This window comes from Ruegeria atlantica, from assembly GCF_013032005.1.
GTDB lineage: Bacteria > Pseudomonadota > Alphaproteobacteria > Rhodobacterales > Rhodobacteraceae > Ruegeria > Ruegeria atlantica_A.
Window position 1 is genome coordinate 60,702 of sequence record NZ_WQBE01000012.1, and the last position, 24,166, is coordinate 84,867.

At 57.6% G+C, this 24,166-nt stretch carries 24 protein-coding genes and 2 tRNA genes; 17 read left to right on the forward strand and 9 right to left on the reverse strand.

Annotated elements, in window-relative coordinates:
• Nucleotides 1-2 precede the first annotated feature (2 nt).
• The 4 genes from metK to GOX21_RS18190 all read left to right on the forward strand — a co-directional run bounded on the left by metK (nt 3) and on the right by GOX21_RS18190 (nt 4,056).
• Nucleotides 3-1,184 carry a methionine adenosyltransferase gene (gene metK, locus GOX21_RS18175; protein WP_170378965.1) on the forward strand — a complete coding sequence of 394 codons (1,182 nt, stop codon included), beginning with the start codon at nt 3-5 and terminating at the stop codon, nt 1,182-1,184.
• 132 nt (nt 1,185-1,316) lie between these two features.
• Nucleotides 1,317-2,027 (forward strand): tRNA (guanine(46)-N(7))-methyltransferase TrmB, encoded by a 711-nt coding sequence (gene trmB, locus GOX21_RS18180; protein WP_170378967.1) that lies wholly within the window; start codon nt 1,317-1,319, stop codon nt 2,025-2,027.
• Nucleotides 2,028-2,095: 68 nt separating this feature from the next.
• Nucleotides 2,096-3,442, forward strand: coding sequence for a 3-phosphoshikimate 1-carboxyvinyltransferase (gene aroA / locus GOX21_RS18185; protein ID WP_170378969.1), 1,347 nt, complete (start codon nt 2,096-2,098; stop codon nt 3,440-3,442).
• Nucleotides 3,439-4,056: a (d)CMP kinase gene (locus GOX21_RS18190; RefSeq protein WP_170378972.1), complete on the forward strand. Its 618-nt coding sequence runs from the start codon at nt 3,439-3,441 to the stop codon at nt 4,054-4,056. The genes aroA and GOX21_RS18190 overlap by 4 nt, the downstream gene beginning before the upstream one ends.
• A gap of 18 nt (nt 4,057-4,074) precedes the next feature.
• Here GOX21_RS18190 and GOX21_RS18195 read toward each other — a convergent pair whose 3' ends face one another.
• Complete coding sequence (locus tag GOX21_RS18195; RefSeq protein WP_170351763.1) at nt 4,075-4,554, reverse strand: YHS domain-containing (seleno)protein; 480 nt, start codon at nt 4,552-4,554, stop codon at nt 4,075-4,077.
• A 218-nt stretch (nt 4,555-4,772) separates the two neighbouring features.
• Between GOX21_RS18195 and GOX21_RS18200 the strand changes: the two genes are divergently transcribed.
• The gene (locus tag GOX21_RS18200) at nt 4,773-5,297 is read left to right on the forward strand and encodes a hypothetical protein (protein ID WP_170378974.1); all 525 of its coding nucleotides are present in this window, start codon (nt 4,773-4,775) and stop codon (nt 5,295-5,297) included.
• Nucleotides 5,298-5,517: 220 nt separating this feature from the next.
• Nucleotides 5,518-7,203: a tryptophan halogenase family protein gene (locus GOX21_RS18205; RefSeq protein ID WP_170351761.1), complete on the forward strand. Its 1,686-nt coding sequence runs from the start codon at nt 5,518-5,520 to the stop codon at nt 7,201-7,203.
• 187 nt (nt 7,204-7,390) lie between these two features.
• Here GOX21_RS18205 and GOX21_RS18210 read toward each other — a convergent pair whose 3' ends face one another.
• Nucleotides 7,391-8,854, reverse strand: coding sequence for a sulfatase-like hydrolase/transferase (locus GOX21_RS18210; RefSeq protein ID WP_254428610.1), 1,464 nt, complete (start codon nt 8,852-8,854; stop codon nt 7,391-7,393).
• 308 nt (nt 8,855-9,162) lie between these two features.
• Here GOX21_RS18210 and rpsA point away from each other — a divergent pair, with 308 nt between their 5' ends.
• The 9 genes from rpsA to GOX21_RS18255 all read left to right on the forward strand — a co-directional run bounded on the left by rpsA (nt 9,163) and on the right by GOX21_RS18255 (nt 16,086).
• Nucleotides 9,163-10,839: a 30S ribosomal protein S1 gene (gene rpsA, locus GOX21_RS18215; RefSeq protein WP_010438032.1), complete on the forward strand. Its 1,677-nt coding sequence runs from the start codon at nt 9,163-9,165 to the stop codon at nt 10,837-10,839.
• Between the two features lie 271 nt (nt 10,840-11,110).
• Nucleotides 11,111-11,395: an integration host factor subunit beta gene (gene ihfB / locus GOX21_RS18220; protein WP_037310872.1), complete on the forward strand. Its 285-nt coding sequence runs from the start codon at nt 11,111-11,113 to the stop codon at nt 11,393-11,395.
• A 3-nt stretch (nt 11,396-11,398) separates the two neighbouring features.
• Nucleotides 11,399-11,752, forward strand: coding sequence for a lipopolysaccharide assembly protein LapA domain-containing protein (locus GOX21_RS18225; RefSeq protein ID WP_170378976.1), 354 nt, complete (start codon nt 11,399-11,401; stop codon nt 11,750-11,752).
• A 9-nt stretch (nt 11,753-11,761) separates the two neighbouring features.
• Nucleotides 11,762-12,403, forward strand: coding sequence for a phosphoribosylanthranilate isomerase (locus tag GOX21_RS18230; RefSeq protein ID WP_170378978.1), 642 nt, complete (start codon nt 11,762-11,764; stop codon nt 12,401-12,403).
• A gap of 47 nt (nt 12,404-12,450) precedes the next feature.
• Nucleotides 12,451-12,786: a hypothetical protein gene (locus GOX21_RS18235; RefSeq protein ID WP_170378980.1), complete on the forward strand. Its 336-nt coding sequence runs from the start codon at nt 12,451-12,453 to the stop codon at nt 12,784-12,786.
• Between the two features lie 67 nt (nt 12,787-12,853).
• Complete coding sequence (gene trpB / locus GOX21_RS18240) at nt 12,854-14,101, forward strand: tryptophan synthase subunit beta (protein ID WP_170378981.1); 1,248 nt, start codon at nt 12,854-12,856, stop codon at nt 14,099-14,101.
• Between the two features lie 293 nt (nt 14,102-14,394).
• Nucleotides 14,395-14,467, forward strand: a tRNA-Gly gene (locus tag GOX21_RS18245).
• Nucleotides 14,467-14,541, forward strand: a tRNA-Cys gene (locus tag GOX21_RS18250). Before GOX21_RS18245 ends, GOX21_RS18250 begins: the two co-directional genes overlap by 1 nt.
• A gap of 399 nt (nt 14,542-14,940) precedes the next feature.
• A complete protein-coding gene (locus GOX21_RS18255; protein WP_170378983.1) occupies nt 14,941-16,086 on the forward strand; it encodes a slipin family protein in 1,146 nt (381 codons plus the stop codon).
• A gap of 42 nt (nt 16,087-16,128) precedes the next feature.
• On the opposite strand, the gene GOX21_RS18260 is transcribed toward GOX21_RS18255, so the two are convergent.
• From GOX21_RS18260 to GOX21_RS18290, 7 genes are all read right to left on the reverse strand, one after another.
• The gene (locus GOX21_RS18260; RefSeq protein WP_170351755.1) at nt 16,129-16,503 is read right to left on the reverse strand and encodes a DUF2237 family protein; all 375 of its coding nucleotides are present in this window, start codon (nt 16,501-16,503) and stop codon (nt 16,129-16,131) included.
• Nucleotides 16,504-16,512: 9 nt separating this feature from the next.
• Nucleotides 16,513-17,676 (reverse strand): serine hydrolase domain-containing protein, encoded by a 1,164-nt coding sequence (locus tag GOX21_RS18265; protein WP_170378986.1) that lies wholly within the window; start codon nt 17,674-17,676, stop codon nt 16,513-16,515.
• A gap of 82 nt (nt 17,677-17,758) precedes the next feature.
• Nucleotides 17,759-18,439 (reverse strand): aminoacyl-tRNA hydrolase, encoded by a 681-nt coding sequence (gene pth, locus GOX21_RS18270; RefSeq protein ID WP_170378988.1) that lies wholly within the window; start codon nt 18,437-18,439, stop codon nt 17,759-17,761.
• A 138-nt stretch (nt 18,440-18,577) separates the two neighbouring features.
• A complete protein-coding gene (locus GOX21_RS18275) occupies nt 18,578-19,234 on the reverse strand; it encodes a 50S ribosomal protein L25/general stress protein Ctc (protein WP_170378990.1) in 657 nt (218 codons plus the stop codon).
• A gap of 234 nt (nt 19,235-19,468) precedes the next feature.
• Nucleotides 19,469-20,635 (reverse strand): alpha-hydroxy acid oxidase, encoded by a 1,167-nt coding sequence (locus tag GOX21_RS18280; protein WP_170378993.1) that lies wholly within the window; start codon nt 20,633-20,635, stop codon nt 19,469-19,471.
• A gap of 138 nt (nt 20,636-20,773) precedes the next feature.
• A complete protein-coding gene (gene trpA / locus GOX21_RS18285) occupies nt 20,774-21,565 on the reverse strand; it encodes a tryptophan synthase subunit alpha (RefSeq protein ID WP_170378995.1) in 792 nt (263 codons plus the stop codon).
• Nucleotides 21,566-21,644: 79 nt separating this feature from the next.
• On the reverse strand, nt 21,645-22,130 hold the full coding sequence (locus GOX21_RS18290; RefSeq protein WP_170351749.1) for an acyloxyacyl hydrolase: 486 nt from the start codon (nt 22,128-22,130) through the stop codon (nt 21,645-21,647).
• Nucleotides 22,131-22,328: 198 nt separating this feature from the next.
• Here GOX21_RS18290 and ychF point away from each other — a divergent pair, with 198 nt between their 5' ends.
• Both ychF and GOX21_RS18300 read left to right on the forward strand, forming a co-directional pair.
• Entirely contained in the window at nt 22,329-23,426 is a 1,098-nt protein-coding gene (ychF, locus tag GOX21_RS18295) for a redox-regulated ATPase YchF (RefSeq protein WP_170378997.1), read from the forward strand.
• A gap of 217 nt (nt 23,427-23,643) precedes the next feature.
• Nucleotides 23,644-24,102 (forward strand): hypothetical protein, encoded by a 459-nt coding sequence (locus GOX21_RS18300; RefSeq protein ID WP_170351747.1) that lies wholly within the window; start codon nt 23,644-23,646, stop codon nt 24,100-24,102.
• The last annotated feature ends 64 nt before the right edge of the window (nt 24,103-24,166 follow it).

The following is a 24,166-nucleotide window of genomic DNA, read 5'->3' on the forward strand; positions in this document are numbered from 1 at the left end:
TCATGTCCCGACAGAACTACACTTTTACTTCGGAATCCGTATCCGAAGGGCATCCGGATAAGGTTTGTGACCGAATCTCGGATGCTGTACTTGACGCATTTCTGAACGAAGAACCCGAAGCCCGCGTGGCGTGCGAAACCTTTGCGACCACCGACCGTGTCGTCATTGGCGGCGAAGTAGGTCTGTCTGATCAGGAAAAATTGCACGACTATATGGGCCGCATCGACGAGATCGCGCGCGCCTGTATCAAGGATATCGGTTACGAGCAGGACAAATTTCACCATGAAACCGTCGAGGTGACGAACCTGCTGCATGAACAATCCGCCCATATCGCACAGGGTGTGGATGCCTCGGACAACAAGGACGAGGGCGCCGGTGACCAAGGCATCATGTTCGGCTATGCCACCACCGAGACCCCCGCGCTGATGCCCGCGCCGATCCAGTATTCCCATGCGATCCTGCGGCGCTTGGCGGAGGTGCGCAAGAACGGGTGTGAGCCCGCGCTGGGCCCGGATGCAAAATCGCAGCTGTCCGTGATCTATCGGGATGGCAAGCCGGTCGGCGTCAGCTCGATCGTGCTGTCGACTCAGCATCTGGATGAGTCGCTGAGCTCGGACGACATCCGCGCCATTGTCGAACCTTATATCACTGAAACCCTGCCCGACGGCTGGCTGAACGCTGATACCGAATGGCACGTGAACCCCACCGGCAAGTTTGTGATTGGCGGACCTGATGGTGACGCCGGTCTGACCGGGCGCAAAATCATCGTGGACACCTATGGCGGTGCCGCACCGCATGGGGGCGGCGCGTTTTCGGGCAAAGACCCGACCAAGGTGGATCGCTCGGCGGCCTACGCTGCGCGCTATCTGGCCAAGAACGTGGTTGCTGCGGGCATGGCAGAGCGCTGCACCATTCAGCTGAGCTATGCGATTGGTGTGTCCAAGCCGCTGTCGATCTACGCGGATACGCATGGAACGGGTCAGGTGGAGAATGCGGATATCGAGAAAGCCGTTGATAAGGTGATGGATCTGACACCGCGCGGTATTCGTGAGCATCTGCAACTGAACAAGCCGATCTACCAGCGTACGGCGGCCTATGGCCACTTTGGTCGTCAGCCTGATGCGGATGGCGGTTTCAGCTGGGAGCGTACGGATCTGACCGACGCTCTGAAGTCGGCAGTCTGACCGTTCCACAATGAAATGGTGCGCCCTTGCGGGCGCGCTCCATTGTAGGAAATGCAATTTGGGGCGGCGTGTCGACAGATCTGACGCGACCGCCCCTTGCTTTGACCCCGCCTGCGCAGTATGGGCACCGCCATGAGCACCCAGACACCCCAACGCCCCCGCAGAAACTTCTATGGCCGCTTTAAGGGCAAGGCCCTGAAGCAGAGTCAAAAGACGTATCTGAACGAAGATCTCGATGCTTTGTCGCCTGGTGCGGTGGACTGGGACGCAAATCCTGAACGTCATCCGCTGGACCTAAAGGCACTGTTCGGCGGTAAAGATGTCTGGCTTGAGGTCGGCTTTGGCGGTGGTGAGCACCTGGTCCATCAGGCCGCCAGCAACCCCGATATCGGTATCATTGGGGCCGAGCCGTATATCAACGGCGTCGCCATGTTGCTGGGCAAGATCCGCAAGGCCGGGGTCGAAAACCTGGCCGTTCATCCCGGCGATGCGCGGGATTTATTCGATGTGCTGCCCGAGGCCAGCATTTCACGGGCGTTTCTTTTGTATCCTGACCCATGGCCCAAGACGCGTCATCACCGTCGGCGATTTGTGACGCAGGAACATCTGGAGCCACTTGCCCGCACGCTAAAGCCCGGTTCTATTTTTCGCGTTGCCACCGACATTCCCGACTACGTCCGCCAGACGTTGGAGGAGGTTCCACGTGCCGGGTTTGAATGGCTGGCCGAACGCCCCGCTGATTGGCGCGAACCGTGGGATGACTGGATTTCCACCCGCTATGAACAAAAGGCTTTGCGTGAAGGCCGGACGCCACATTACCTGACCTTCCGGCGCAAAGACTGATTGCCGCTGGACCAACCGGCTCCAATTCGCTAATCCGCCTTGAACTGATAGCGAAAACAGGAGCCCCCATGTCCGGACACGGCACGCCCATCCCGATGACCTCGCATCCCTGCGGCCCGCTGACCGGCACGGCAGAAGTGCCCGGTGATAAGTCGATCTCGCACCGGTCGCTGATCCTGGGCGCAATGGCGGTGGGTGAGACCAGAATCTCGGGCCTGCTGGAAGGTGAGGATGTTCTGGACACCGCCAAGGCCATGCGCGCCTTTGGGGCTGAGGTCACGGATCACGGCGACGGTGAATGGAGTGTGCATGGCGTGGGCGTTGGTGGATTTGCCGAGCCTGATCAGGTGATTGACTGCGGCAACTCGGGTACCGGTGTGCGGCTGATCATGGGCGCGATGGCGACCTGCCCGATTTCCGCGACCTTCACGGGTGATGCAAGCCTGAACAAGCGACCGATGGCCCGCGTCACCGATCCACTGGCACTGTTCGGAACGCAATCGGTTGGGCGCTCGGGCGGGCGGCTGCCGATGACCATCGTGGGTGCGGCAGAGCCTGTACCGGTGCGGTATGAGGTGCCGGTGCCGTCGGCGCAGGTGAAATCCGCGGTGCTGCTGGCCGGTCTGAACGCGCCGGGCAAGACCGTTGTGATTGAGAAAGAGGCCACCCGTGACCACTCGGAACGGATGCTGGCCGGTTTCGGGGCCGAAATCAACGTCGAGGATACGGATGAAGGCCGGGTGATCACGCTGACCGGCCGCCCTGAGTTGCAACCGCAGGTCATCGCTGTGCCGCGCGACCCGTCCAGCGCGGCCTTTCCGGTATGTGCGGCACTAATCACGCCGGGCTCTGACGTGTTGGTGCCGGGCATCGGCCTGAACCCGACCCGCGCGGGGCTGTTCACCACATTGCGCGAAATGGGCGCGGATCTGACGTACGAAAATGAGCGGGAAGAGGGCGGCGAACCCGTCGCTGATCTGCGCGCGAAATACTCTCCGAATATGAAGGGGATCAATGTGCCGCCCGAACGCGCGGCCTCGATGATCGACGAATATCCTGTGTTGTCTGTGGTTGCGGCCAATGCCAACGGCACCACGATGATGGGCGGCGTGAAAGAGCTGCGCGTCAAGGAAAGCGACCGGATTGACGCCATGGCGCGCGGATTGCGGGCCAATGGTGTGACCGTGGACGAGGGCGAAGAATGGTGGTCGGTCGAAGGGTTGGGCATCGGTAACGTCCCCGGTGGTGGCACCTGCGAAAGCTATCTTGATCACCGCATTGCCATGTCGTTCATGGTCATGGGGATGGGTGCGAAGTCTCCGGTTTCCGTGGATGACGGCGGGCCAATCGCGACCTCGTTCCCGATTTTCGAGCCGCTGATGGCCGCCCTGGGTGCCAAGGTCGAACGCACATGAGTTTCACCGTCGCCATCGACGGCCCTGCGGCGGCGGGCAAGGGGACGATCTCGAAAGGGGTGGCGGCGCTGTTCGGTTTTGCGCATCTGGATACGGGGCTGCTGTATCGCGCGGTCGGGCGCCGAACGCTGGACGGGACTGACCCCATCGAGGCGGCGCAGGCTTTGACTGCGGAAGAACTGAAACAAGGCGATTTGCGTACGGCCGAGATTGCGCAGGCGGCCTCGAAAGCGGCAGTGATCCCCGAGGTGCGCGCGGCGTTGGTGGATTTCCAGCGCGCCTTTGCCCGTCGGGCAGGGGGGGCTGTGCTGGATGGGCGCGATATCGGAACGGTGATTTGCCCCGAGGCCGAAGTGAAACTGTTTGTTACCGCCAGTGCCGAAGTGCGGGCAGAGCGCCGCTTTTTGGAACTGCGCGCAAAGGGCGCTGATGTGACCCGAGAGTTTGTGCTTGCAGATGTGCGCGAACGCGACGTGCGGGATGCCGAACGCAGTGCTGCGCCGATGAAGCCTGCTGCAGATGCTGTGCTGTTGGATACGTCTGATCTGAGTATCGAAGCTGCTTTGACCCAGGCCGTAGCTCTTGTCGAAAGCAAACGCCCCGCAACGTCCTAACGCCGCGGGGAGAGGTAATTACAGCTCGCCTACGGCGACGGATTTGATCTGCGCCCACTGATCATCAGCGGTTTTTGCTGTGGCTGGCACGTCTTTCAGAAACGCAGCCCGAGTTTCAGCGTTCAGGAACAGATACAGCTTGCCGTCTGTGACCAGATACTGGTCCGGGTCGCCATCAAATTTCTTGCCGACAGACACGCCGAAGGAACAGAACCCGCCGTGCTGTGGCAGATAGGCGGTGGGGTTGGCCTCGAACGCCTCGAGATTGGCGGCGCTGGTGAAGTAGTACGATGCCCCGTCGTAGGTCGAGGAATGGGTGGCAAACCCTTCGACCGGGTTACCTTCGTTGACCAGGGCCACCAGATCGACGCCATGTGCTGCCAAGGGCGCGCCCGCGGCCGAGATGCCGTTCGAGACATTGATCTCATCCGCTGCAAAGGCCGGTGCGGCGATCAGGGGCAAGGTGGCGATCAGGGTTGTCAGAACCAGAGATTTCATTGTGTTTTCCTTTCCTGTTCAGGTTCGGGTCGGCGGGGGAGCCAACCGCTGAAACAAAGTTAGGGGCAGTGTTTTGAACGGGCTATCGCAGTAAGGTCGGCAAACCTTGCAGATCGTTCAAACTTGTGGCGGCGCACGACATACTCTTCACTAAGCTTTGTTTGGTCAGGGTCCAGGCAGGTACCTATTGTAAGGGAGTAGCCTGCAGGAGAGATGCCATGATCCGACTAGCCCTAGTGTTGATTTTTCTGGCCGGAGGTCTGGCGGCCCAAGATGCGCCTGAGACCGAGCCACCGATGGACTATGAACGTCTGGGCAAGATCCTCTTTGCGCTTGATCCCGAGGCACAGCCGCAGGGGCCGGGCTTTGCTTTGACGCTGTCGGATGTGCCTGTTCTGGTCGTCACGGATATCAGCACTGATCGCATGCGTGCGATGGTGGCAGTCCGCAGTGCTGATGAACTGTCAAAAGAGGAATTGCACCGAATGATGCAGGCCAATTTCGACACCGCTTTGGATGCGCGCTATGCGATTGCCAACGGAATCGTTTGGGCAACATTCATTCATCCGCTTTCGTCTTTGAAGAAGGATCAACTGATCTCGGGCTTGGCGCAGACAGTGAATATCGCTGCAACTTACGGCACGTCCTACACCGGAGGGGCGATTCAATTTGGTGGCGGTGACAGCAACGAATTGCAGCGACAATTGATCGAAGATCTTCTGAAGAAAGGTGAGGAGATTTGACGAGCGTTCAGGATTCGAGCCTGTGATGATACCTGCCCACCCCTCAGGTCTCAATCCTGTAGGATAGGTCTGAGTTTCCCAGTGTTATAGGCCCTAGCTGGACGCAATAAAGCTGTTATAGTCTTCGATACGCCATAAGGGAAAGCTGCGATCTAAGTCCAAAACACAAAAAATGGGCACGTAGCTATAATATCCCTTGAGCCAACAGGGACAAAAAAACATGAATAATCGTTTGCGCAAGATCACCATCGTCGGTGGCGGCACAGCAGGGTGGATGACCGCGCTGATACTGGAAATGGTGCTTTCACGCACGTCAGCGGAAAAGGATCGCCCTCGCATATGCCTGATCGAGAGCCCCAATATCGCGACAGTGGGTGTGGGCGAGGCGACAGTGCCGCGCATGCCGGTCACGCTCCGTCAGGCGGGTATTTCCGAGCGGGACTTTTTTCGCGAAACCAACGCGTCGTTCAAACTGGGTGTGAAGTTTTGCAACTGGAACAAGGACCGCAAAGGCAATCGCATCGATTATGTGAACCCCTTTGCGCATGGCCAATTGTTGGAAGGGTTGGAAACAGCCGAGTATTTCTTGCGCTTTGGCAATGGGGATCGGGATTTTACGCGGTCCATCTCACCACATGATGATCTGGCCCGTCTGTGCAAAGGCGCACGGCAGTTGGGGCAGCCTGAATACGAACAGCGGTTTGGCTATGCGTATCATCTGGATGCTGTGAAATTTGCCGGCATGCTCACCAAAGTCTGCACCAAGCGCGGTGTGGAGCATATTCAAGATGAGGTGAAATCGGTCGAACTGGATGAACAGGGCAATGTCAGCCATCTGATGTTGGAACGCCAGGGCCGCCATGACATCGAGATGGTCATAGACTGTACAGGGTTCCGCGGCTTGATCATCAACCAAGCGCTTGGCGAACCGTTTATGGATTACTCGGACTATTTGCCAAATGATCGTGCCATGGCGTTGCAGATCGAGCATCCCAACCCAAAGAAGATTGAAAGCGTCACGCGCTCGACCGCTCTCGGCGCAGGTTGGACCTGGCGGGTGCCTCTCTATAACCGTGTGGGAACGGGCTATGTGTTCTCATCCGCGCATCGCACGGATGATCAGGCGGCGGATGAATACCTCAAATGGCTGGGTGACAGCGGCAAGGGCGCGACGCCGCGCGTGATCCCCATGCGCATCGGGCGTGTGCGCAATGCCTGGGTTAAGAACTGTTTGGCGATCGGCCTGTCCGGCGGGTTTATTGAACCGCTAGAGAGTACGGCGATACATATGGTCGATCATGCGGTGCGGTGGTTTGCGGAACACTTGCCCACGCGAGACATCGAGCCATCCTTGCGGACGCGGTATAACCGGCAGATGAACAAGCTTTATGATGAGGTTCTGGAGTTCATCTGTCTTCACTATCGATTGGGTAACCGCACTGACGATCAGTATTGGATCGATGCGCGGACAGAGATGAAGATACCGGATCGGTTGGCGGAAAACCTGGAGCTATGGCAGCATCGTCTGCCAATGGAACATGACATCGAATTTGCGACGTTGTTCAACTTTCGCGTTTACCAAACGGTTCTATTGGGCAAACAGGTTTATGATACCGGTTACGGGACCGGCATCCGTGATCGTCTGCGGCCACTAAAGCGACAGATTTGGTTCCAGGGTATGAAGACTGCGAAAGCGCATCTTGCGCAGATCCTCACCAAAATGCCGGATCACAAAATGCTGTTGCATGATATCCGAGGGGAGTTGCAGCGACCAGCATTCGGCAAGACAATGGCGACGAAGCCGACAGTTACGATGCCGGGCGCGGCGCCATCATCCGTACCGATCCAAAACATGCCGAACTTTGCCGAAATCCAAAGCGGCGCGAAGGATTTGCAACTGTTCTAGACCTTCTTTGCGTTCGCTACTGAGGGCGCTTGAGGTGAAGCTGAGGGTGGAGTGTTATATTCTCTACCCTCAGAATGGGTCTTTGACGCTCTGGGCGCGCGATTGCGGCGGCACACATCAGTTCGGGTACGGTGACCTACAGCGTGAGCTGATACGAGCTTCTCAAAAAAAGGCGAGGAATTCTGAACTAGAGCGCGGATCCTTCGCGCTGCTTTTCTTGCTCGGACGGGGTTGGAGTGTGGTTGAAGACGAATGCCGTTCGACAGGCTTCTTCTCCGCCCAGCTCGGCAATCTTCTTACGCTGATCATCAAAGGCACGCGCGTTGACCTCTTCGGGGTCACATATTTCGCGCAGACGGCGTTCGCCTTCGACCAACGCCGCTTGAACTTCGGGGTCGTTAACTCTGTCCGTGGCGCGATTGGTCTGTTCATTCGGGTCCGATGCAAGATCAAATAGTTGGGGGTCATGCCCAACGTAATAGACGTATTTCCACTTATCCCAGCGCACCATAAAGCTGCCGGTTTTTGACCCCCCGTCATGATATTCACTAAACCCGGTTCGGTTGGGATCATCCGGTGCCGTGGCCAGATCGATAAGCGAAACGCCCGGTTGATCGGCATTGCCTGCATCATCAGGAACACCGCAGACGTCCCGCGCGGTTGCTGCAATGTCTGTCAGGTTTGTACAGGTTGAGACTTGCTTGCCGTTGGGAATACCGGGCCCGGCGAGGATCATCGGAACCCCGGCGCTGGCTTCATACATCACCTGTTTGGTCCAGAACCCCTGATCGCCCATCATGTCGCCATGGTCTGAAACATAGACGATGACCGTATTTTCGGCCTGACCACTTTGGGTCAGAGCTGTCAGGATGCGCCCCACGCAATCGTCCATGAAGGATGTTAGCCCGTAGTATGCGGCCTTGGCTTCGCGCATCTTTTGTTCATCAAAATAGTCATCGTAGTTGAAGAACGACGCAATGTTTTGCAGTTCTGCGTGATCAGGGAGGCCGTGGCCATAGCCCACCGGCAGGTCCATATCCGCGGGATCATAAAGGTCGTACCATTCCTCGGGGCAAGTCAGCGGATAATGCGGGCTGACCAGGGACACAAAGGCGGCCCATGGTGCATCGTGACGTTTCGGATCGGTCAGCCATACCTCAGATGCGGCGGTAATATCCAGATCATAGTCGGTATAGGTGCTGGACCCGGTGCCGACATCACCCGCCAGTTCGGCGGCTGAATCATACGCGGGCGGGTTCTCGCGCAGCAGGCCGACGGCCCAACCAATTCCTCCGACGACATGCATGGGGAGTATTTCCTGCGAGAAACCGTTTTCATCCTCGGCCGAGCGAAAATGCAACTTGCCGATCGACACGACCTCGCGCCCCGTGTCTCGCAGTTGACGCATCCAACTGCGCGGATGCCCGGCATAGGGTGTCGCGCTGTCCCAGTGACCAGTGGTATGCACCCACTCTCCGGTAGCCAACGCGGCGCGGGTGGGAACGCACATTGGCGACGGTGTATAAGCCGAGGTGAACATCGTACCCCGCGCCGCCAAGGCGTCCAGATTGGGGGTTTTGACGATCGGGTGGCCAGCGCATCCCATCGCGTCCTTACGGTGTTCGTCTGAAATTATGACCAGAAAATTCAAATCGTCTGCTCCTTGATCGCCGGATTGAGCCTAGCACCGTTTCGCCGACGGAGGACTTCAACTTGCGACAACTGGGTCGCTTTCCGGCTTTGACTTGCAGTGCTTCAGCAGACTCGCTATAGAGCACGCGTCTGAACAAGGGCGGTCAACGTCCGGATGACGTATCTGAGCAGGGCCGGGTTACCTCGGCCCTTTGTGTTTGTGTAGTCAGATGCGCCCCGGATCACGCCTGAAGGCATCATGAAACAAGACCGGCGGAAACAACCGCTCGGCCAGTAAAAACGTTATGTAAAGGAAAACAACGCCACATGGCTAACGCATCCATGGAGGAATTCGAAGCCCTCCTGAACGAAAGCTTCGAAATGGACACACCCGAAGAGGGTTCTGTTGTCAAAGGCAAGGTTCTGGCGATCGAAGCCGGCCAAGCCATCATCGACGTAGGCTACAAAATGGAAGGCCGCGTTGATCTGAAAGAATTCGCAAATCCCGGCGAAGCCCCTGAAATCGCTGTAGGCGACGAGGTCGAAGTTTACCTGCGCGCCGCAGAAAACGCCCGTGGCGAAGCTGTCATCTCGCGCGAGATGGCCCGCCGTGAAGAGGCATGGGACCGTCTGGAAAAAGCATATGCCGACGACCAGCGCGTCGAAGGTGCAATCTTTGGTCGCGTCAAAGGTGGCTTCACCGTCGATCTGGGTGGCGCAGTCGCGTTCCTGCCCGGCTCGCAGGTTGACGTTCGCCCCGTGCGCGACGCTGGCCCGCTGATGGGTCTGAAGCAGCCGTTCCAGATTCTGAAAATGGACCGCCGCCGTGGCAACATCGTTGTTTCGCGCCGCGCAATCCTGGAAGAATCGCGTGCCGAGCAGCGTGCCGAAGTCATCGGCAACCTGTCCGAAGGTCAGACCGTCGAGGGTGTCGTCAAGAACATCACCGAATACGGTGCATTTGTTGACCTGGGCGGCGTTGACGGCCTGCTGCACGTCACCGACATGGCATGGCGCCGTGTGAACCACCCGTCCGAGATCCTGACGATCGGCGAAACCATCAAGGTTCAGGTCATCAAGATCAACAAAGAGACCCACCGCATCAGCCTGGGCATGAAACAGCTGCAGGAAGATCCGTGGGATCTGGTTGCTGCCAAGTATCCGCTGGGCTCGGTCCATCAGGGTCGCGTCACCAACATCACCGACTACGGCGCGTTCGTCGAGCTGGAAGCCGGTGTCGAAGGTCTGGTGCACGTGTCCGAGATGTCCTGGACCAAGAAAAACGTCCACCCCGGCAAGATCGTTTCGACCAGCCAGGAAGTCGACGTCATGGTTCTGGAAATCGACGGCGCCAAGCGTCGCGTGTCTCTGGGCCTGAAACAGACTCAGCGCAACCCATGGGAAGTGTTTGCAGAAACACACCCCGAGGGCACCGAGGTCGAAGGCGAAGTCAAGAACATCACCGAATTCGGTCTGTTCATTGGCCTCGAAGGCGACATCGACGGCATGGTTCACCTGTCGGACCTGTCGTGGGACGAGCGTGGCGAGGATGCGATCCAGAACTACCGCAAAGGCGACATGGTTTCAGCCGTTGTCTCGGAAGTTGACGTGGAAAAAGAGCGTATCTCGCTGTCGATCAAAGCCCTGGGCGGTGACAAGTTTGCCGAAGCCGTGGGCGGCGTGAAGCGTGGCTCGATCGTGACCGTCGAAGTGACCGCAATCGAAGATGGCGGCATCGAGGTGGAATACGAAGGCATGAAGTCCTTCATCCGCCGTTCGGACCTGAGCCGTGACCGTGCCGAACAGCGCCCCGAGCGTTTCTCGGTTGGTGACAAGGTCGACGTCCGCGTCACCAACGTCGACAGCAAGACTCGTCGTCTGGGCCTGTCGATCAAAGCACGCGAGATAGCCGAAGAGAAAGAGGCCGTGGAACAGTATGGTTCCTCCGACTCGGGCGCATCGCTGGGCGATATCCTGGGTGCAGCGCTGAAATCGGGCGACTAAGCCCGGGCCTCAGCCTTAGCCGAATTTACGGCCCCGCGTATCCGCGCGGGGCCGTTTTTGTTGCGAATCAATATGTTCCAAAATTTGGGCTTATTCCGGGTGTCGTTCACGCTTTTGCGGTGAATTTCACGCTCGCAAGCAAAAAAACGCGTGACTTGGCGCGAAAATGAAGGCTTTGCACACAGAGTTTACGTTCCCCCGATCACGGTTTTTTCCTATACTGTCCAAATAAATAGAGATGGCTAACCGGTCGCCTGGGAGGGTAACGCTTATGATCCGTTCAGAACTGATTCAGAAAATCGCCGACGAAAACCCGCATCTGTATCAACGCGACGTCGAGCGGATCGTGAATACCGTGTTCGAGGAAGTGACGGATGCCATGGCACGCGGTGACCGCGTAGAGCTACGTGGCTTTGGTGCCTTTTCGGTAAAACAGCGCGACGCGCGCGTTGGCCGCAATCCGCGCACCGGCGAAACTGTTCAGGTCGAAGAAAAATGTGTTCCATTTTTCAAAACTGGCAAGTTGCTTAGGGACCGATTGAACGGTAAAGCCTAGGGCATGATACGCTACCTTCGATATGCTTTTCTGGCGATCCTCGGGATCGTTCTCATCTCCGTCTCGCTGGCCAATCGCAAAACGGTTGAACTGACCCTGATGCCCGAAGCTTTTGCCGAGCTTTTGGGCTTTAACCTCAGCACGTCGCTGCCGCTGTTTGTCGTGGTGCTGGGCGGTGTGGTTGCGGGCCTGATCATCGGTTTCCTGTGGGAATGGCTGCGCGAGCATAAGCATCGCCGCGATGCGTCCACAAAGAAAAGCGAAGTGCGCAAGCTTGAGCGTGAAGTCAAGAAGCTCAAGAAAAAGCAGAACGAAGGGCAAGACGAAGTTCTGGCGCTTTTGGACGAGGCCAGCTGAGGCCCTTTTATGTCTGATGTATCCGTCAAAATCTGCGGTCTGACCGCCCCTGATCACGTGCGCGCAGCGGTGGATGCTGGCGCACGCTATGTCGGGTTTGTCTTCTTTCCCAAATCGCCCCGCCATCTTGAGATCCCAGCCGCCGCAGAACTGGCCCATTTGGCGCCCGCCGGGGTTGCCAAGGTCGCGCTGACGGTGAATGCGACGGATGTGGAGTTGGACCGGATCGTCGCCAATGTACCGCTGGACATGTTGCAACTGCACGGCAAGGAAAGCCCGGATCGGGTGGCCGAGGTTCGCGACCGTTTTGGTTTGCCGGTGATGAAGGCAATCGGCGTGGCCGAGGCAGAAGACCTTGCTGCGATTGATCTCTATTCCGAAGTTGCCGACCAGCTGCTGATCGACGCAAAGCCGCCACGTAACGCGGAACTGCCGGGTGGCAATGGTCTGGCGTTTGACTGGCGTTTGTTGGCGGGAGGCAAATACTGGCAACGTCCGTGGATGCTGGCCGGGGGGCTGACGCCCGAGAACGTCGCCGAGGCGATCCGCATGACCGGTGCGCGACAGGTGGATGTCTCGTCAGGAGTCGAAGGTGCACCCGGGGTCAAGGATTCGGCATTGCTCCGGGCTTTTATCGACGCGACCCGGTGATCTGATCGGCAAACACCTGCGTATCCCCGATAGGGGAGGACGTAATCATGCTGGCGGCGATCGGCGGAGTTTCATTGAAACGATGGTACTATGGGCCAGAGTTCTTCTGGCGCGCCCGTCAGGCATTGCTACAAGCGCGCGGTGACCCCTTGTGCCTGCATGCTGGCGTGTTTCCACACCAGGGGCTGTATTTCTCGCTAAGCGTCTGGCACGATCTCGAAGCCATGTTAACCTTTGCCCAGTCGGGTCCCCACCGCCAGGTCGTTCTAGCGGCCAATCGACTGGCAGATGTGAATCAGTTCTACCACTTTCCCTGTATTGCCGTGCCCAGCAACCAGCAGGCGTTACAGGTTTGGGCACAGCATGTTGAAGCGGCGGAATGATACGTTTTGCCATGGCAAATCCTGTCGTCACCTCCTATGAACAACGGGTACGACGAGGGAGACACCCATGGCCAACGATCTTTTCAATTCCTTCATGTCCGGTCCCGACGAAAAGGGCCGTTTCGGCATATTCGGCGGGCGCTTTGTCAGCGAAACGCTGATGCCTCTGATCCTGTCGCTGGAAGAGGAATATGAAAAGGCCAAGGACGATCCCACCTTCTGGGCTGAGATGGACGATCTGTGGGCGAATTATGTGGGCCGCCCGTCACCGCTGTATTTCGCGGAACGCCTGACCGAGCATCTGGGCGGTGCGAAAATCTACCTGAAACGCGATGAGCTGAACCACACCGGCGCGCATAAGATCAACAACGTTCTGGGCCAGATCATTCTGGCGCGGCGCATGGGCAAGACCCGGATAATCGCGGAAACCGGGGCAGGGCAGCACGGCGTGGCTACCGCCACCGTCTGCGCCAAGTTCGGTCTGAAATGTGTGGTCTACATGGGCGCGCATGACGTGCAGCGTCAGGCCCCGAACGTGTTCCGCATGCGCTTGCTGGGGGCCGAGGTGATACCGGTGACCTCTGGCCGTGGGACACTGAAAGACGCGATGAACGACGCGCTGCGCGACTGGGTAACCAATGTCCGCGACACGTTCTATTGCATCGGTACCGTCGCAGGTCCGCACCCGTATCCGGCGATGGTCCGGGATTTCCAGTCGATCATTGGCAAGGAAGCCAAGGAACAGATGATGAAGGCCGAAGGTCGTCTGCCCGACACGATCATTGCCGCCATTGGTGGTGGATCGAACGCAATGGGCCTGTTTTACCCGTTCCTCGACGACAAAGACGTCAACATCATTGGCGTTGAGGCCGGCGGCAAAGGCGTGAACGAGAAGATGGAGCACTGCGCCTCGCTAACCGGCGGACGTCCGGGCGTTTTGCACGGCAACCGCACCTATTTGCTGCAGGATGACGACGGACAGATTCTGGAAGGCTATTCAATCTCGGCCGGTTTGGATTACCCCGGTATCGGACCCGAGCATTCGTGGCTGCACGACATTGGCCGGGCGAACTATGTCTCGATCACTGACAAAGAGGCACTGGAAGCGTTCCAGCTGTGCTGCGCGACCGAGGGCATCATCCCGGCGTTGGAGCCCTGCCACGCGCTGGCGCATGTGATGAAAATTGCACCCGAACTGCCCGAGAATCACCTGATCTGCATGAATATGTGTGGGCGTGGCGACAAGGACGTACAGACCGTGGCCAAATATCTGAACTTCGACATGTCGGATACCGAAGGCCGCAGCGCAGACTGACCAAGCGGTAAAATTTGAAATTTTTGACAAGAGCGGCGCGCCTGAAACGGGTGTGCCGCTTTGTTTTTGGATACAGGCCTTTTCAAATGTTGCGCAACTGGGTAACTTTGTTGCGTGACCGCTACAGGTGCGATTTTGACCTTCAGAAATTTATTGAGCGAATCCAGACCTTTCGCCTAAACCCGCCGTTACCGGTCACATCGGGCCGGACCCTAGCGGGCAGAGGTGATCACTCTCTCGGTGCGGACGGCGCTGCCGAAACCGTATGCCAGGGCCGAAACCGGGGATTGGTACGCTTTGTAGCTCAGTTGGATAGAGCGGCAGGTTTCCCATCTGTAGGCGAAGGTTCGATCCCTTCCAAAGCTCCAAATGTAGCTCATTCTGGTGAGAGCAATCGACCGCAAATCGATATGTAACGGGTTCGAATCCCGTCATTTGACAAAGCTGTTAAGTCAGCACCGGCCTTCCACGCCGGCCCGTGAAAACGGTCCAAAATCATAAGGGTCCGGGTGTTCCCCAGCAGGGGTGACACCGCGCAACGTCAGGCTTTGGCAGGGCGGGGCAGGGGTCTTCGCTGCTCTGGTCTTGGGCCGGAGGGCAGATGACGGTGCCGCCGGATCGGTGCCCCGCTTAGCCCTTTGGGCAAGGTGGCGCATCGGTCCCGCGCCCCTCTCTCTGACCTTCCCGCGCAGGGGCATGGCGCGGGGGATGCTCGGATCTTTCCTGCCTTCGTCCGAAGGCCTCACACCTGTCACCCGTTCGGGGTGCAACCCACTGAAAACATGAAAAGGAGTTCGCATTTGCGACGACGATAGAGCGAGACGAAAAGGAGAAATGATATGACACTGTTCCAAGATCTGATTGACCGGCTGACCGGCCATCGGCGGCTGACCCTGACCGAGACCCAGCGGATGCTGGTCCTGCGCAACGGGGTGTTCGATGCAATCCTGGGTGCCGGGAAACACCGGCTGCCGCGCAAGGATGTGCTGACCGAGTTGCACGATCTGGAGAAGCTCTTTTTCGTGTCGCCCTATGAACGGGCACTGATGCAGAACCGGCCCGAGCTGGCTGCCAAGCATCTGACCGAGTTCCGGGCTGGGCCTGACGAAATTCTGGTTCTGCTGCGGGATGGGGTCCCTGTTCGGGTGCTGAACCCCGAAGCGCGGGCGCTGGTCTGGAAGGCCGCAGGGCCGTGGAAGGTCGAGCATCACGCGCTGACCGAGACCATGGTTGTTCCCAAAGTGGCGGCTCAGCGGTTGGTTCGGGCCGGGCTGCGGCTGAACCTGACGCAGGTCGAGGTTGCCGAAGGGCATACCGGGCTGCTGACGGTTGACGGGGTACTGGTGGATCAGCTGGACCCTGGGGCGCATGCCTTCTGGAAAGTGGGGCGAAACGTCGAGGTTAAACAGATCGACCTGCGGCAACGGACCCATGAGGTGACAGGGCAAGAGATCCTGACCAAGGACCGGGTTACCATCCGGGTCAACCTGTCCGCCGATTACCGGGTCATTGATCCGGTCACGGCGGTAGGGTCGGTCAAGGACTTCGATCAGGCCTTGCACCGGGCGCTGCAACTGGCGTTCCGGAAGACTTTGGGGGCGATGACGCTGGACCGGCTGCTGGCCGAGAAGGTGACCGTCGACACCGAGGCTGCGGATCGGGTGCGGACACAGATGGCCGGGATCGGTATCGAAGTGGGGGAGATCGCGTTGAAAGACGTCATCCTGCCCGGTGAGATGCGGGAAATCCTGACCGCCGTGGTCGCCGCCGAGAAAAAGGCTGAGGCCAACGTCATCCGGCGGCGGGAAGAAACCAACGCCACGCGGTCCCTACTGAACACCGCGAAGGTGATGGCGGAAAACCCGGTGATGCTGCGGTTGAAAGAGCTGGAAGCTTTGGAAACCATCGCCGGGAAGGTCGAGCGGCTGACGGTCCATAACGGGACTGAAGGGCTGATGTCTGACCTTGTCAAACTGCGGGAGTGATCCCGAATAAGGGCCGGTCCGGGGGTTTCTGGGCCGGTCCGCTTACTCTGAAGCGGCGTTTTCTTTCAGAAGGCGTAGCGGAATGATCTCAAGCGCCCGCTGGTGGGTGGCTTCAAGATGCACCTTGGGGGCGCAACCTTCGTCATGGGCCTGCAGGAAGCGCGCGGCGCACAGGCACCAACTGTCACCTGGGTTCAGACCCGGAAAGTTGAACTCCGGGCGCGGGGTGCTCAGGTCGTTTCCAACGTATTTCGAAAAGGCCAGAAACTCGGCCGTCATCACCGCGCAAACCGTGTGGCTGCCCTGATCTTCGGGGCAGGTATTGCAGGCCCCGTCCCGAAAGAAACCAGTCAGCGGATCACGGGAACAGGGGCTGAGAACGCCGCCCAATACATTGATACTGTCTTGTTTTTGCATAGGACCACCTTACAGGCTTTGGGCGATCTTGCGGAACATTTCTATGTTTGCTTCGTTGATGCCGGGATCGCGGAACTGGCGATCTGCGCCGGTTGTGACGATCAGCACGCCGCGCGGCTGGTCGAAATAGATGTACTGGCCGTACACACCACGGGCTAGAAACTCGCCTTCGTGCGCACCGAGGGGAATCCACCATTGATAACCATAGCCGATCTTGCCGGGCGCAGTGGGTGCGCTGGGCAGGACGGATTCGGTGATCCAGTCGGCCGGGACCAGTTGCTGGCCGTCATGGACGCCATTTTGCAGGATCATCTGACCAAAGCGTGCGAAATCGCGCGTGGTGAAGTTCAATCCACCTAACACAAAAGCAACCCCGGTACCGTCAGTCACGTAATAGCCGTCGTGTTCCAGCCCTAGTGGCTGTATGATCTTTTCGACCAGTAATTCCGTCACGCTGCGCCCCGTGGCCCCACGGATGACCATCCCGATTACATGGGTGTCGATCGACACGTATTGCCAGGTCTCGCCCGGCGTGGCGAACGTATCCTGCAGTGAGGCCGCGAAATCGTCCAACTCTCCGCCCAAGGCGATGACACGACCCATTCGGTTGATGTCCGAATTCGGGTCGAAATAATCCTCATCGAAAGTAACTCCGCTGGCCATGTTCAACACATTGCGGATCGACGCGCCGTTATAAGCGGTGCCCTCCAACTGCGGCGCATATTTCACCACGGGATCGTCCAGCGAGTCGATTGCGCCCTCGGCCAACAGGATGCCGAAAAGTGCGGACAGATAGCTTTTGGCCACCGACCACGAAATCCGGCGATCCTCGGGCGTGGTGCCCAGATAGTATTCTTCGAACCGGATTTGCCCGTCCTGCATCACCAGAAGAGAGGTGACAGCGCGATCTTCGATCCACGCATCGGTATCCTCGGGCAGATCAAAGCCGGGTCCGTAAGGCAATTCCCAGGTCGGCCCGTTGCCACGGGGCAAGTCGACCGTCAGGAAAGCGTCGTTCATATGAGAGAAGTTGTGAACGATCTTTTCCTCGGAAAATAACGAGTTCACGGCCATAAGGCGTTGCAGTTCTTCGCGTTTCCAGAACCCGACAACGACCGCTGCCAGCACCAGCATCAACACGATGCGCAGCACCCATTTCAACATAGATCTCATATGTCGCCTCCCCGATCCATGCTGCATTGGAACGCGCCAAAAGCCGTTGTGCAATTGGGACGTTGCGGCAAGGTCACCCGTCTTATTTGAACTTGTCCAGTAGCTTCTGCATGGCCGAGCGCGTATCGACCTCTGGTTCTGCAGCAAGTTTGGCGGTTGCTTTGGGCGCCTCGGCCGGTGACTTTGACGACCGGGGCGGGGCTGTGCGTAGGGCGACGGCGTTCATGAACTTGCCGCCATCCCCGTCGGCCAGATAGCCTGCACCGTCCGACACGCCGCGCAACACGTCGTCAAGCCAGTCAGCGTCGGCCCTGGCAAAGTCGCCCAGGACGTAAGGAGAGACCATTTCCTTCCGGCCCGGATGCCCGATCCCCAGCCGTACTCGATCATAGGCGGGGCTGATATGTTCGTGGATTGAACGTAGCCCGTTGTGCCCGGCATGCCCGCCGCCCGCCTTGACGCGCACCTTGCCGGGGGCGAGGTCCAGCTCATCATGAAAGATCGTCACATCGGTCGAGTCGAGCTTGTAAAACCGCATCGCCTCACCCACGGACTGACCAGAACGGTTCATGAAGGTCTGCGGTTTGATCAGCAGTACCTTTTCGTGGCCTAACCGACCTTCGGAGATCTCGGCCTGAAACTTGGATTTCCACGGGCCAAAGCGGTGATCCTCGGCAATGCGATCAACAGCCATAAAGCCGATATTGTGCCGGTTGCGGGCGTATTTCGATCCCGGGTTCCCCAATCCGACAAACAACTTCATAGTCTCGTCCTTGTGCATTGCAACATGTGCAGGTGGTTGATGACACGGAATGCCACCGGTTTTCCAGCCCATGTGCGCCAAAAGAAAACGGGGCCCGATCAAGGCCCCGATTCCAAATCCGAATTGTTGGGTCCGGACTTATTCTTCTGCTTCTTCCTGGCCGACGACTTCAACTTCGTCAACGGCCACTTCTTCGCCTTCTTCCTCATCGTCGTCGGTCGACAGACCGGTCGGTGCCGAAACGTTCGCAATCACGAAGTCACGGTCGATGGTCGGCTTAGTGCCTGCGGGCAGGTCCACGGCTGAGATGGTGACAACGTCGTTGATCTCCATGCCGGTCACGTCGACAACGATCTTTTCAGGAATGTCACCTGCGGTACACATCAATTCGACTTCCGGACGGACAACGGTCAGAACGCCACCCTTTTTGATGCCGGGGGCTTCTTCCTCGTTGATGAACTCAACCGGGATGAACAGCGCGATCTTGGTGGTCCGACGCAGGCGCATCAGGTCCAGGTGGGTCGGCAGGTCTTTGACAACGTCACGCTGAACGTCGCGGCAGATGACACGAACGTCTTCGTGGCCTTCAACCTTCAAGTTCCACAGGGTCGACTTGAACCGGCCTGCTTTCAGGCGCTTGAACAGGACGTTGAACGGGATCTGAATCGGCAGCGGCTCTTTATCGCCACCAAAAACAATGCCCGGAACCATGCCGTCGCGGCGTGCTTGACGAGCGGCGCCCTTGCCTGTCCCCGTCCGTTCCAGAGCTACGAGATCAGGAATCTCTCCAGCCATGATAAATTCTCCAATGTTAGGGCGAGCATCCTCCAAGGCTGTATGCCCGCGTGAAGCCGCGTCCTTATCTCGATTCATTGGGTTTGGAAAGGTATTTTTGAAGGATAGTTTGAATGAACTATGAAAGGATAGTTTAATTGTACTTTGGAAGGATAAAATTTGGTCTTTGGAAGGATAGTTTTGAGCTTTTTTGAAGGATAAATTTTTACGAGGCTCTGCCTTCTTTTCGACCAGTTAAGTTTGCCAGCGACCGCCAAAATCCTCGGGAACCAGCAGGTTGTGACGTCCCAGATCGCCCACGTTGCGTTCGCCACACAGCGCCATGGTTGTGTCGAGTTCCTTCTGAATGACGTCCAGCGCAGTAGTCACGCCTTTCTGTCCCATTGCCCCCAAACCATAGACGTAAGCGCGACCGACATAGGTGCCCTTGGCCCCCAATGCCAACGCCTTCAGCACATCCTGACCAGATCGGATGCCGCTATCCATGTGGACCTCGACGTCGCCACCGACAGCATCCATGATCTGCGGCAGCATCCGAATAGAGCTGAGCGCACCGTCCAACTGCCGCCCGCCATGGTTTGACACGACGATGGCATCGGCCCCCAGTTTCGCGGCCATTTTGGCGTCTTCGGCATCCAGAATACCCTTAAGGATGACCTTGCCGCCCCATTGCTTCATCAGCTTTTCGACCTTGGCCCAGTCGAGGCTGGGGTCGAACTGTTCAGCCGTCCACGCACCTAGGGACGACGCATCCGAGATACCCTCGACATGGCCGACGATATTACCAAACTCGCGCCGTTTCGCCCCCAGTATTTCGATGCCCCAGGACCACTTTGTCATCAGGTTCGCAATCGTTTTCGCGGTCAGTTTTGGCGGTGCAGACAGGCCGTTTTTCAAATCCTTGTGCCGTTGGCCCAAAATCTGCAAATCCAGCGTGATGACCAGGGCCGAGCATTTCGCATCTTTGGCCCGTTGGATCAGGCGGCTGACATAGTCCTGATCCTTCATCGTATAAAGCTGAAACCAGAACGGTTTTGACGTGTGCTCGGCCACGTCTTCGATTGAATTGATCGACATGGTCGACAGGGTAAAAGGCACACCGAATTCCTCGGCGGCTTTGGCGGCCTTCATTTCGCCGTCCGCGTGCTGCATGCCCGTCAATCCAACCGGCGCCAGCGCGACCGGCATCGCCACATCTTCACCGATCATCTGCGAAGCGGTGGATCGTCCCGCCATATCCACGGCCACCCGTTGACGCAGGCGGATATCCGAGAAATCCGAACTGTTGTCGCGAAACGTTTGTTCGGTCCAACTACCGCTTTCGGCATAGTCGTAGAACATCCGAGGCACCCGTCGTTCATAGATACGTCGAAGATCTTCGATAGTGGTGATTATGGGCATGAGGCAGCGCCTTTGATTGATCGGTCAGGTAGTTCTACTGGCGCAACATCAAGGGCGCAATTGGCTGAGGCGCGAAAAAAACCGCAGCAGGCCGGAGGCTTGCTGCGGTTTTGTTTATTGGATCTTGTGATTGGTCGATCAGGCAGAATGGGCGCCGTCGGATAGAGTTTTTACAAAGTCCAGAACCTCGGCCACGGGCTTTCCTGCTCCGATCTGGCTGACAATGGCCGAGCCGACAACCGCGCCGTCGGCAACGCTGGCGATGGCCTTGGATTTCTCGGGTGTATTGATGCCAAATCCCACGATCACGGGCAGGTCGGTCGCGGATTTGATCCGGGCCACTTCGGGGCCGACATTCGTGGCTTGCGCTTCGGCAGCGCCGGTGATGCCGGTGATCGAGACGTAATAGACAAAGCCCGAAGTGTTCTGCAGAACGCGGGGCAGGCGTTTGTCATCGGTGGTCGGCGTCGCCAGGCGGATAAAATTCAGACCGGCGGCCTGGGCCGGCAGGCACAGTTCCTCATCTTCTTCCGGCGGCAGGTCGACGACAATCAGACCGTCGATACCGGCAGCTTGCGCATCGGCCAGAAAGGTGTCCACGCCGCGGCTGTAGATCGGATTGAAATAGCCCATCAGAACAATCGGGGTGGTGTCGTCGGTTTCACGGAAGGCGCGGGCCAGGTCCAGTGTCCGCTGCAAAGTCATGCCACCGTCCAATGCCCGTTGCCCTGCGGCCTGAATGGTCGGGCCATCCGCCATGGGATCGGTGAACGGCAAGCCCAGCTCAATCACATCCACACCAGCGCCCGGCAGGCCCTTGACCACCTCAAGCGAAGTTTCATAGTCGGGGTCCCCCGCCATAATATAGGCGACAAAAGCCTTTTTCCCTTCGGCCTTCAGGGCGGCGAACTTGGCGTCGATACGGGTCATCGGATGTCCTTGCAGTCAGGTTTGGACCTGATGTGCAGAAACTTTGCGCGAAAATCAATCCCGGTCCCGCGGGATACCGTCAGAATGCGAAATGATATCGCACCAGCGCCGAATTAACACCCGGGTTGTCATCCTGTGTGCTGGCATTGGATTTGTGGGTGATTGCCAAGGACACTTTGTTACCACTTTCTAAGGTGTATCCGAGACCCAACAGGGTGCGAATCTGGAACTCTCCCCCAAGATCGTTGCGGCCTTCGCCCTCTGAAAAATACCCCGGCATGACACTGCCTTCGACGAACCAACGCTCGGCAAACCCGTAGGTTCCGATCAGGCCGATACCGATATGAATATCACCTGCGGTATCCACAGTCAGGGCACTACCCCATGAAGCGGCAAAACGGGAGGCCTCGTGAAAGGGGCGATGCTGATACTCGAGCGCGAACACAGCCTCGTCCTCGGATTGGCTATCCGAGAAATCTGAAAATCCTGCGCCAAAGACAAGGGATTGAGCTTGCGCTGCTGGCGCGGCCAAAAGCAGCGCGAAAATTGCAGAGGTAAACTTCATATTACACATTCACTATATGTTTGTTTGCAACACCTTACGTGGTGATCTTAGTGTGCCAATTTCAATCCGGGCAAGTTCACGAATGACGAACGATTTCGTGATGTTGTAAATTGGTCTTTTCCTCGTTTCCGCAGTCTGGCTTGCGCATTGATCCGGACCTGCATAGAAGCACCCCTCGAATGGCATCAGGAGGCCGCTATGGGTTTTAAAATGGGAATCGTGGGTCTGCCGAATGTGGGCAAGTCGACCCTCTTTAACGCGCTGACCAAAACCGCAGCCGCTCAGGCGGCAAATTTCCCGTTCTGTACCATTGAGCCCAATGTGGGGGACGTGGCCGTGCCTGATGACCGGTTGGACAAGCTGGCGGCGATTGCCAGCTCTAAGCAGATCATCCCAACACGGATGACCTTTGTGGACATCGCTGGTCTGGTTAAAGGCGCGTCCAAGGGTGAAGGGCTGGGCAACCAGTTTCTGGCCAATATCCGCGAGACCGACGCCATCGCCCATGTGCTGCGCTGTTTCGAAGATGCTGACGTGACCCATGTGGACGGCCGCGTCGACCCTGTGGCCGATGCCGACACGATCGAGACGGAACTGATGTTGGCCGATCTGGAAAGCATCGAAAAGCGCCGCGCCAATCTGGTGCGCAAGCTGAAAGGCAACGACAAGGAAGCACAGCAGCAGGAACGCTTGCTGGCCGAGGCGCAGGCGATGCTGGAAAATGGCAAACCCGCGCGTCTGGTTGAGGTCTCGGACGAAGACGCCAAAGCGTGGAAGATGTTGCAATTGCTGACCACCAAACCAGTGCTATACGTTTGCAACGTGTCCGAAGAAGAAGCAGCTGACGGCAATGAATACTCTGCGAAAGTCGCCGAGATGGCCGCGGCGCAGGGCAATGCCCATGTCATCATCAGCGCCAAGATCGAAGAAGAGATCAGCCTGTTGGAAGAAGACGAAGCGCAGATGTTCCTGGAAGAGATGGGTTTGGAGGAACCCGGCCTCGACCGTCTGATCAAAGCTGGTTACGACCTGTTGAAGCTTGAGACTTATTTCACCGTCGGCCCGAAAGAGGCCCGCGCCTGGACCATCCGCACAGGCACCGCCGCACCACAGGCTGCTGGTGTGATCCATGGCGACTTCGAAAAAGGCTTTATCCGCGCCGAGACCATCGCTTATGACGATTTTATCTCGGCAAAAGGCGAACAGGGCGCGAAAGAGGCCGGCAAGATGCGGGCTGAGGGCAAGGGCTACATCGTCAAGGACGGCGACGTAATGCACTTTTTGTTCAATACCTGATCCTAAAAAGCTTCGCCGGGCAATCGTTCGGTGTGTTTATTGCAGGACCTTGATTGCCCTGCGGTTGAGGTCGCAGGTGTTGCAACAGTGGACTCTGCCGTTTGAGGAAAAAAATAAATCCGCCACTCGGGTCGAAATTTTGTCAAAGTGGTGCTCTTAATCTTAGGCTTAAGCCTAAGATTTCTGAGGCAACAGCCAGAATTGAAGCAAGTTAGATATGACGCGACCTAAGAAAATTGCACACCAGTTGCTACCAGTCTTGCTATTCGCCTCTCTACCTTTCGCATCGATTGCCGGGTCCACGGGTCGTAGCCCCTATAACCCACGGGCGGTCGTGACTTATGATGAAATTTACGAATTCGAAGTCAGATCATTCCCGCTCATGATGGCTCACCCCTATCAGGTCGTGATCCCAAACACTTCTCTTGGCCAAGTGATTGCCTGCCGTATCTATCAGGGCAGCGACGTTGAGGCTTCAAGTTTGCCGGACACTCCAGGTGCTTCTGCTCTCCTTTCGGAAGGTTCAGACGGCGTGACCATTGATCACCGGACGACCAGCAGAGATATGCAATTTGTGGACTCTGGAAATCCTGAGACGCATGTCCACTTCTCACATAAAATTTCAGATGCGGTTTTCCGGTGTTTCAATGTGCATATTGAACTCAAGGATCGCTGAGGTTTAGTTCAAAATGTTCCCAGCCTGGCGACGAGTTCCTATACGTCGAAATCCTATCTATTAT

Bases quoted from the DNA above. Each gene is read 5' to 3' on its own strand.
- metK (WP_170378965.1), top strand. From the start codon at position 3: ATGTCCCGACAGAACTACACTTTTACTTCGGAATCCGTATCCGAAGGG.
- trmB (WP_170378967.1), top strand. From the start codon at position 1,317: ATGAGCACCCAGACACCCCAACGCCCCCGCAGAAACTTCTATGGCCGC.
- aroA (WP_170378969.1), top strand. From the start codon at position 2,096: ATGTCCGGACACGGCACGCCCATCCCGATGACCTCGCATCCCTGCGGC.
- GOX21_RS18190 (WP_170378972.1), top strand. From the start codon at position 3,439: ATGAGTTTCACCGTCGCCATCGACGGCCCTGCGGCGGCGGGCAAGGGG.
- GOX21_RS18195 (WP_170351763.1), bottom strand. From the start codon at position 4,554: ATGAAATCTCTGGTTCTGACAACCCTGATCGCCACCTTGCCCCTGATC.
- GOX21_RS18200 (WP_170378974.1), top strand. From the start codon at position 4,773: ATGATCCGACTAGCCCTAGTGTTGATTTTTCTGGCCGGAGGTCTGGCG.
- GOX21_RS18205 (WP_170351761.1), top strand. From the start codon at position 5,518: ATGAATAATCGTTTGCGCAAGATCACCATCGTCGGTGGCGGCACAGCA.
- rpsA (WP_010438032.1), top strand. From the start codon at position 9,163: ATGGCTAACGCATCCATGGAGGAATTCGAAGCCCTCCTGAACGAAAGC.
- ihfB (WP_037310872.1), top strand. From the start codon at position 11,111: ATGATCCGTTCAGAACTGATTCAGAAAATCGCCGACGAAAACCCGCAT.
- GOX21_RS18225 (WP_170378976.1), top strand. From the start codon at position 11,399: ATGATACGCTACCTTCGATATGCTTTTCTGGCGATCCTCGGGATCGTT.
- GOX21_RS18230 (WP_170378978.1), top strand. From the start codon at position 11,762: ATGTCTGATGTATCCGTCAAAATCTGCGGTCTGACCGCCCCTGATCAC.
- GOX21_RS18235 (WP_170378980.1), top strand. From the start codon at position 12,451: ATGCTGGCGGCGATCGGCGGAGTTTCATTGAAACGATGGTACTATGGG.
- trpB (WP_170378981.1), top strand. From the start codon at position 12,854: ATGGCCAACGATCTTTTCAATTCCTTCATGTCCGGTCCCGACGAAAAG.
- GOX21_RS18255 (WP_170378983.1), top strand. From the start codon at position 14,941: ATGACACTGTTCCAAGATCTGATTGACCGGCTGACCGGCCATCGGCGG.
- GOX21_RS18260 (WP_170351755.1), bottom strand. From the start codon at position 16,503: ATGCAAAAACAAGACAGTATCAATGTATTGGGCGGCGTTCTCAGCCCC.
- GOX21_RS18265 (WP_170378986.1), bottom strand. From the start codon at position 17,676: ATGAGATCTATGTTGAAATGGGTGCTGCGCATCGTGTTGATGCTGGTG.
- pth (WP_170378988.1), bottom strand. From the start codon at position 18,439: ATGAAGTTGTTTGTCGGATTGGGGAACCCGGGATCGAAATACGCCCGC.
- GOX21_RS18275 (WP_170378990.1), bottom strand. From the start codon at position 19,234: ATGGCTGGAGAGATTCCTGATCTCGTAGCTCTGGAACGGACGGGGACA.
- GOX21_RS18280 (WP_170378993.1), bottom strand. From the start codon at position 20,635: ATGCCCATAATCACCACTATCGAAGATCTTCGACGTATCTATGAACGA.
- trpA (WP_170378995.1), bottom strand. From the start codon at position 21,565: ATGACCCGTATCGACGCCAAGTTCGCCGCCCTGAAGGCCGAAGGGAAA.
- GOX21_RS18290 (WP_170351749.1), bottom strand. From the start codon at position 22,130: ATGAAGTTTACCTCTGCAATTTTCGCGCTGCTTTTGGCCGCGCCAGCA.
- ychF (WP_170378997.1), top strand. From the start codon at position 22,329: ATGGGTTTTAAAATGGGAATCGTGGGTCTGCCGAATGTGGGCAAGTCG.
- GOX21_RS18300 (WP_170351747.1), top strand. From the start codon at position 23,644: ATGACGCGACCTAAGAAAATTGCACACCAGTTGCTACCAGTCTTGCTA.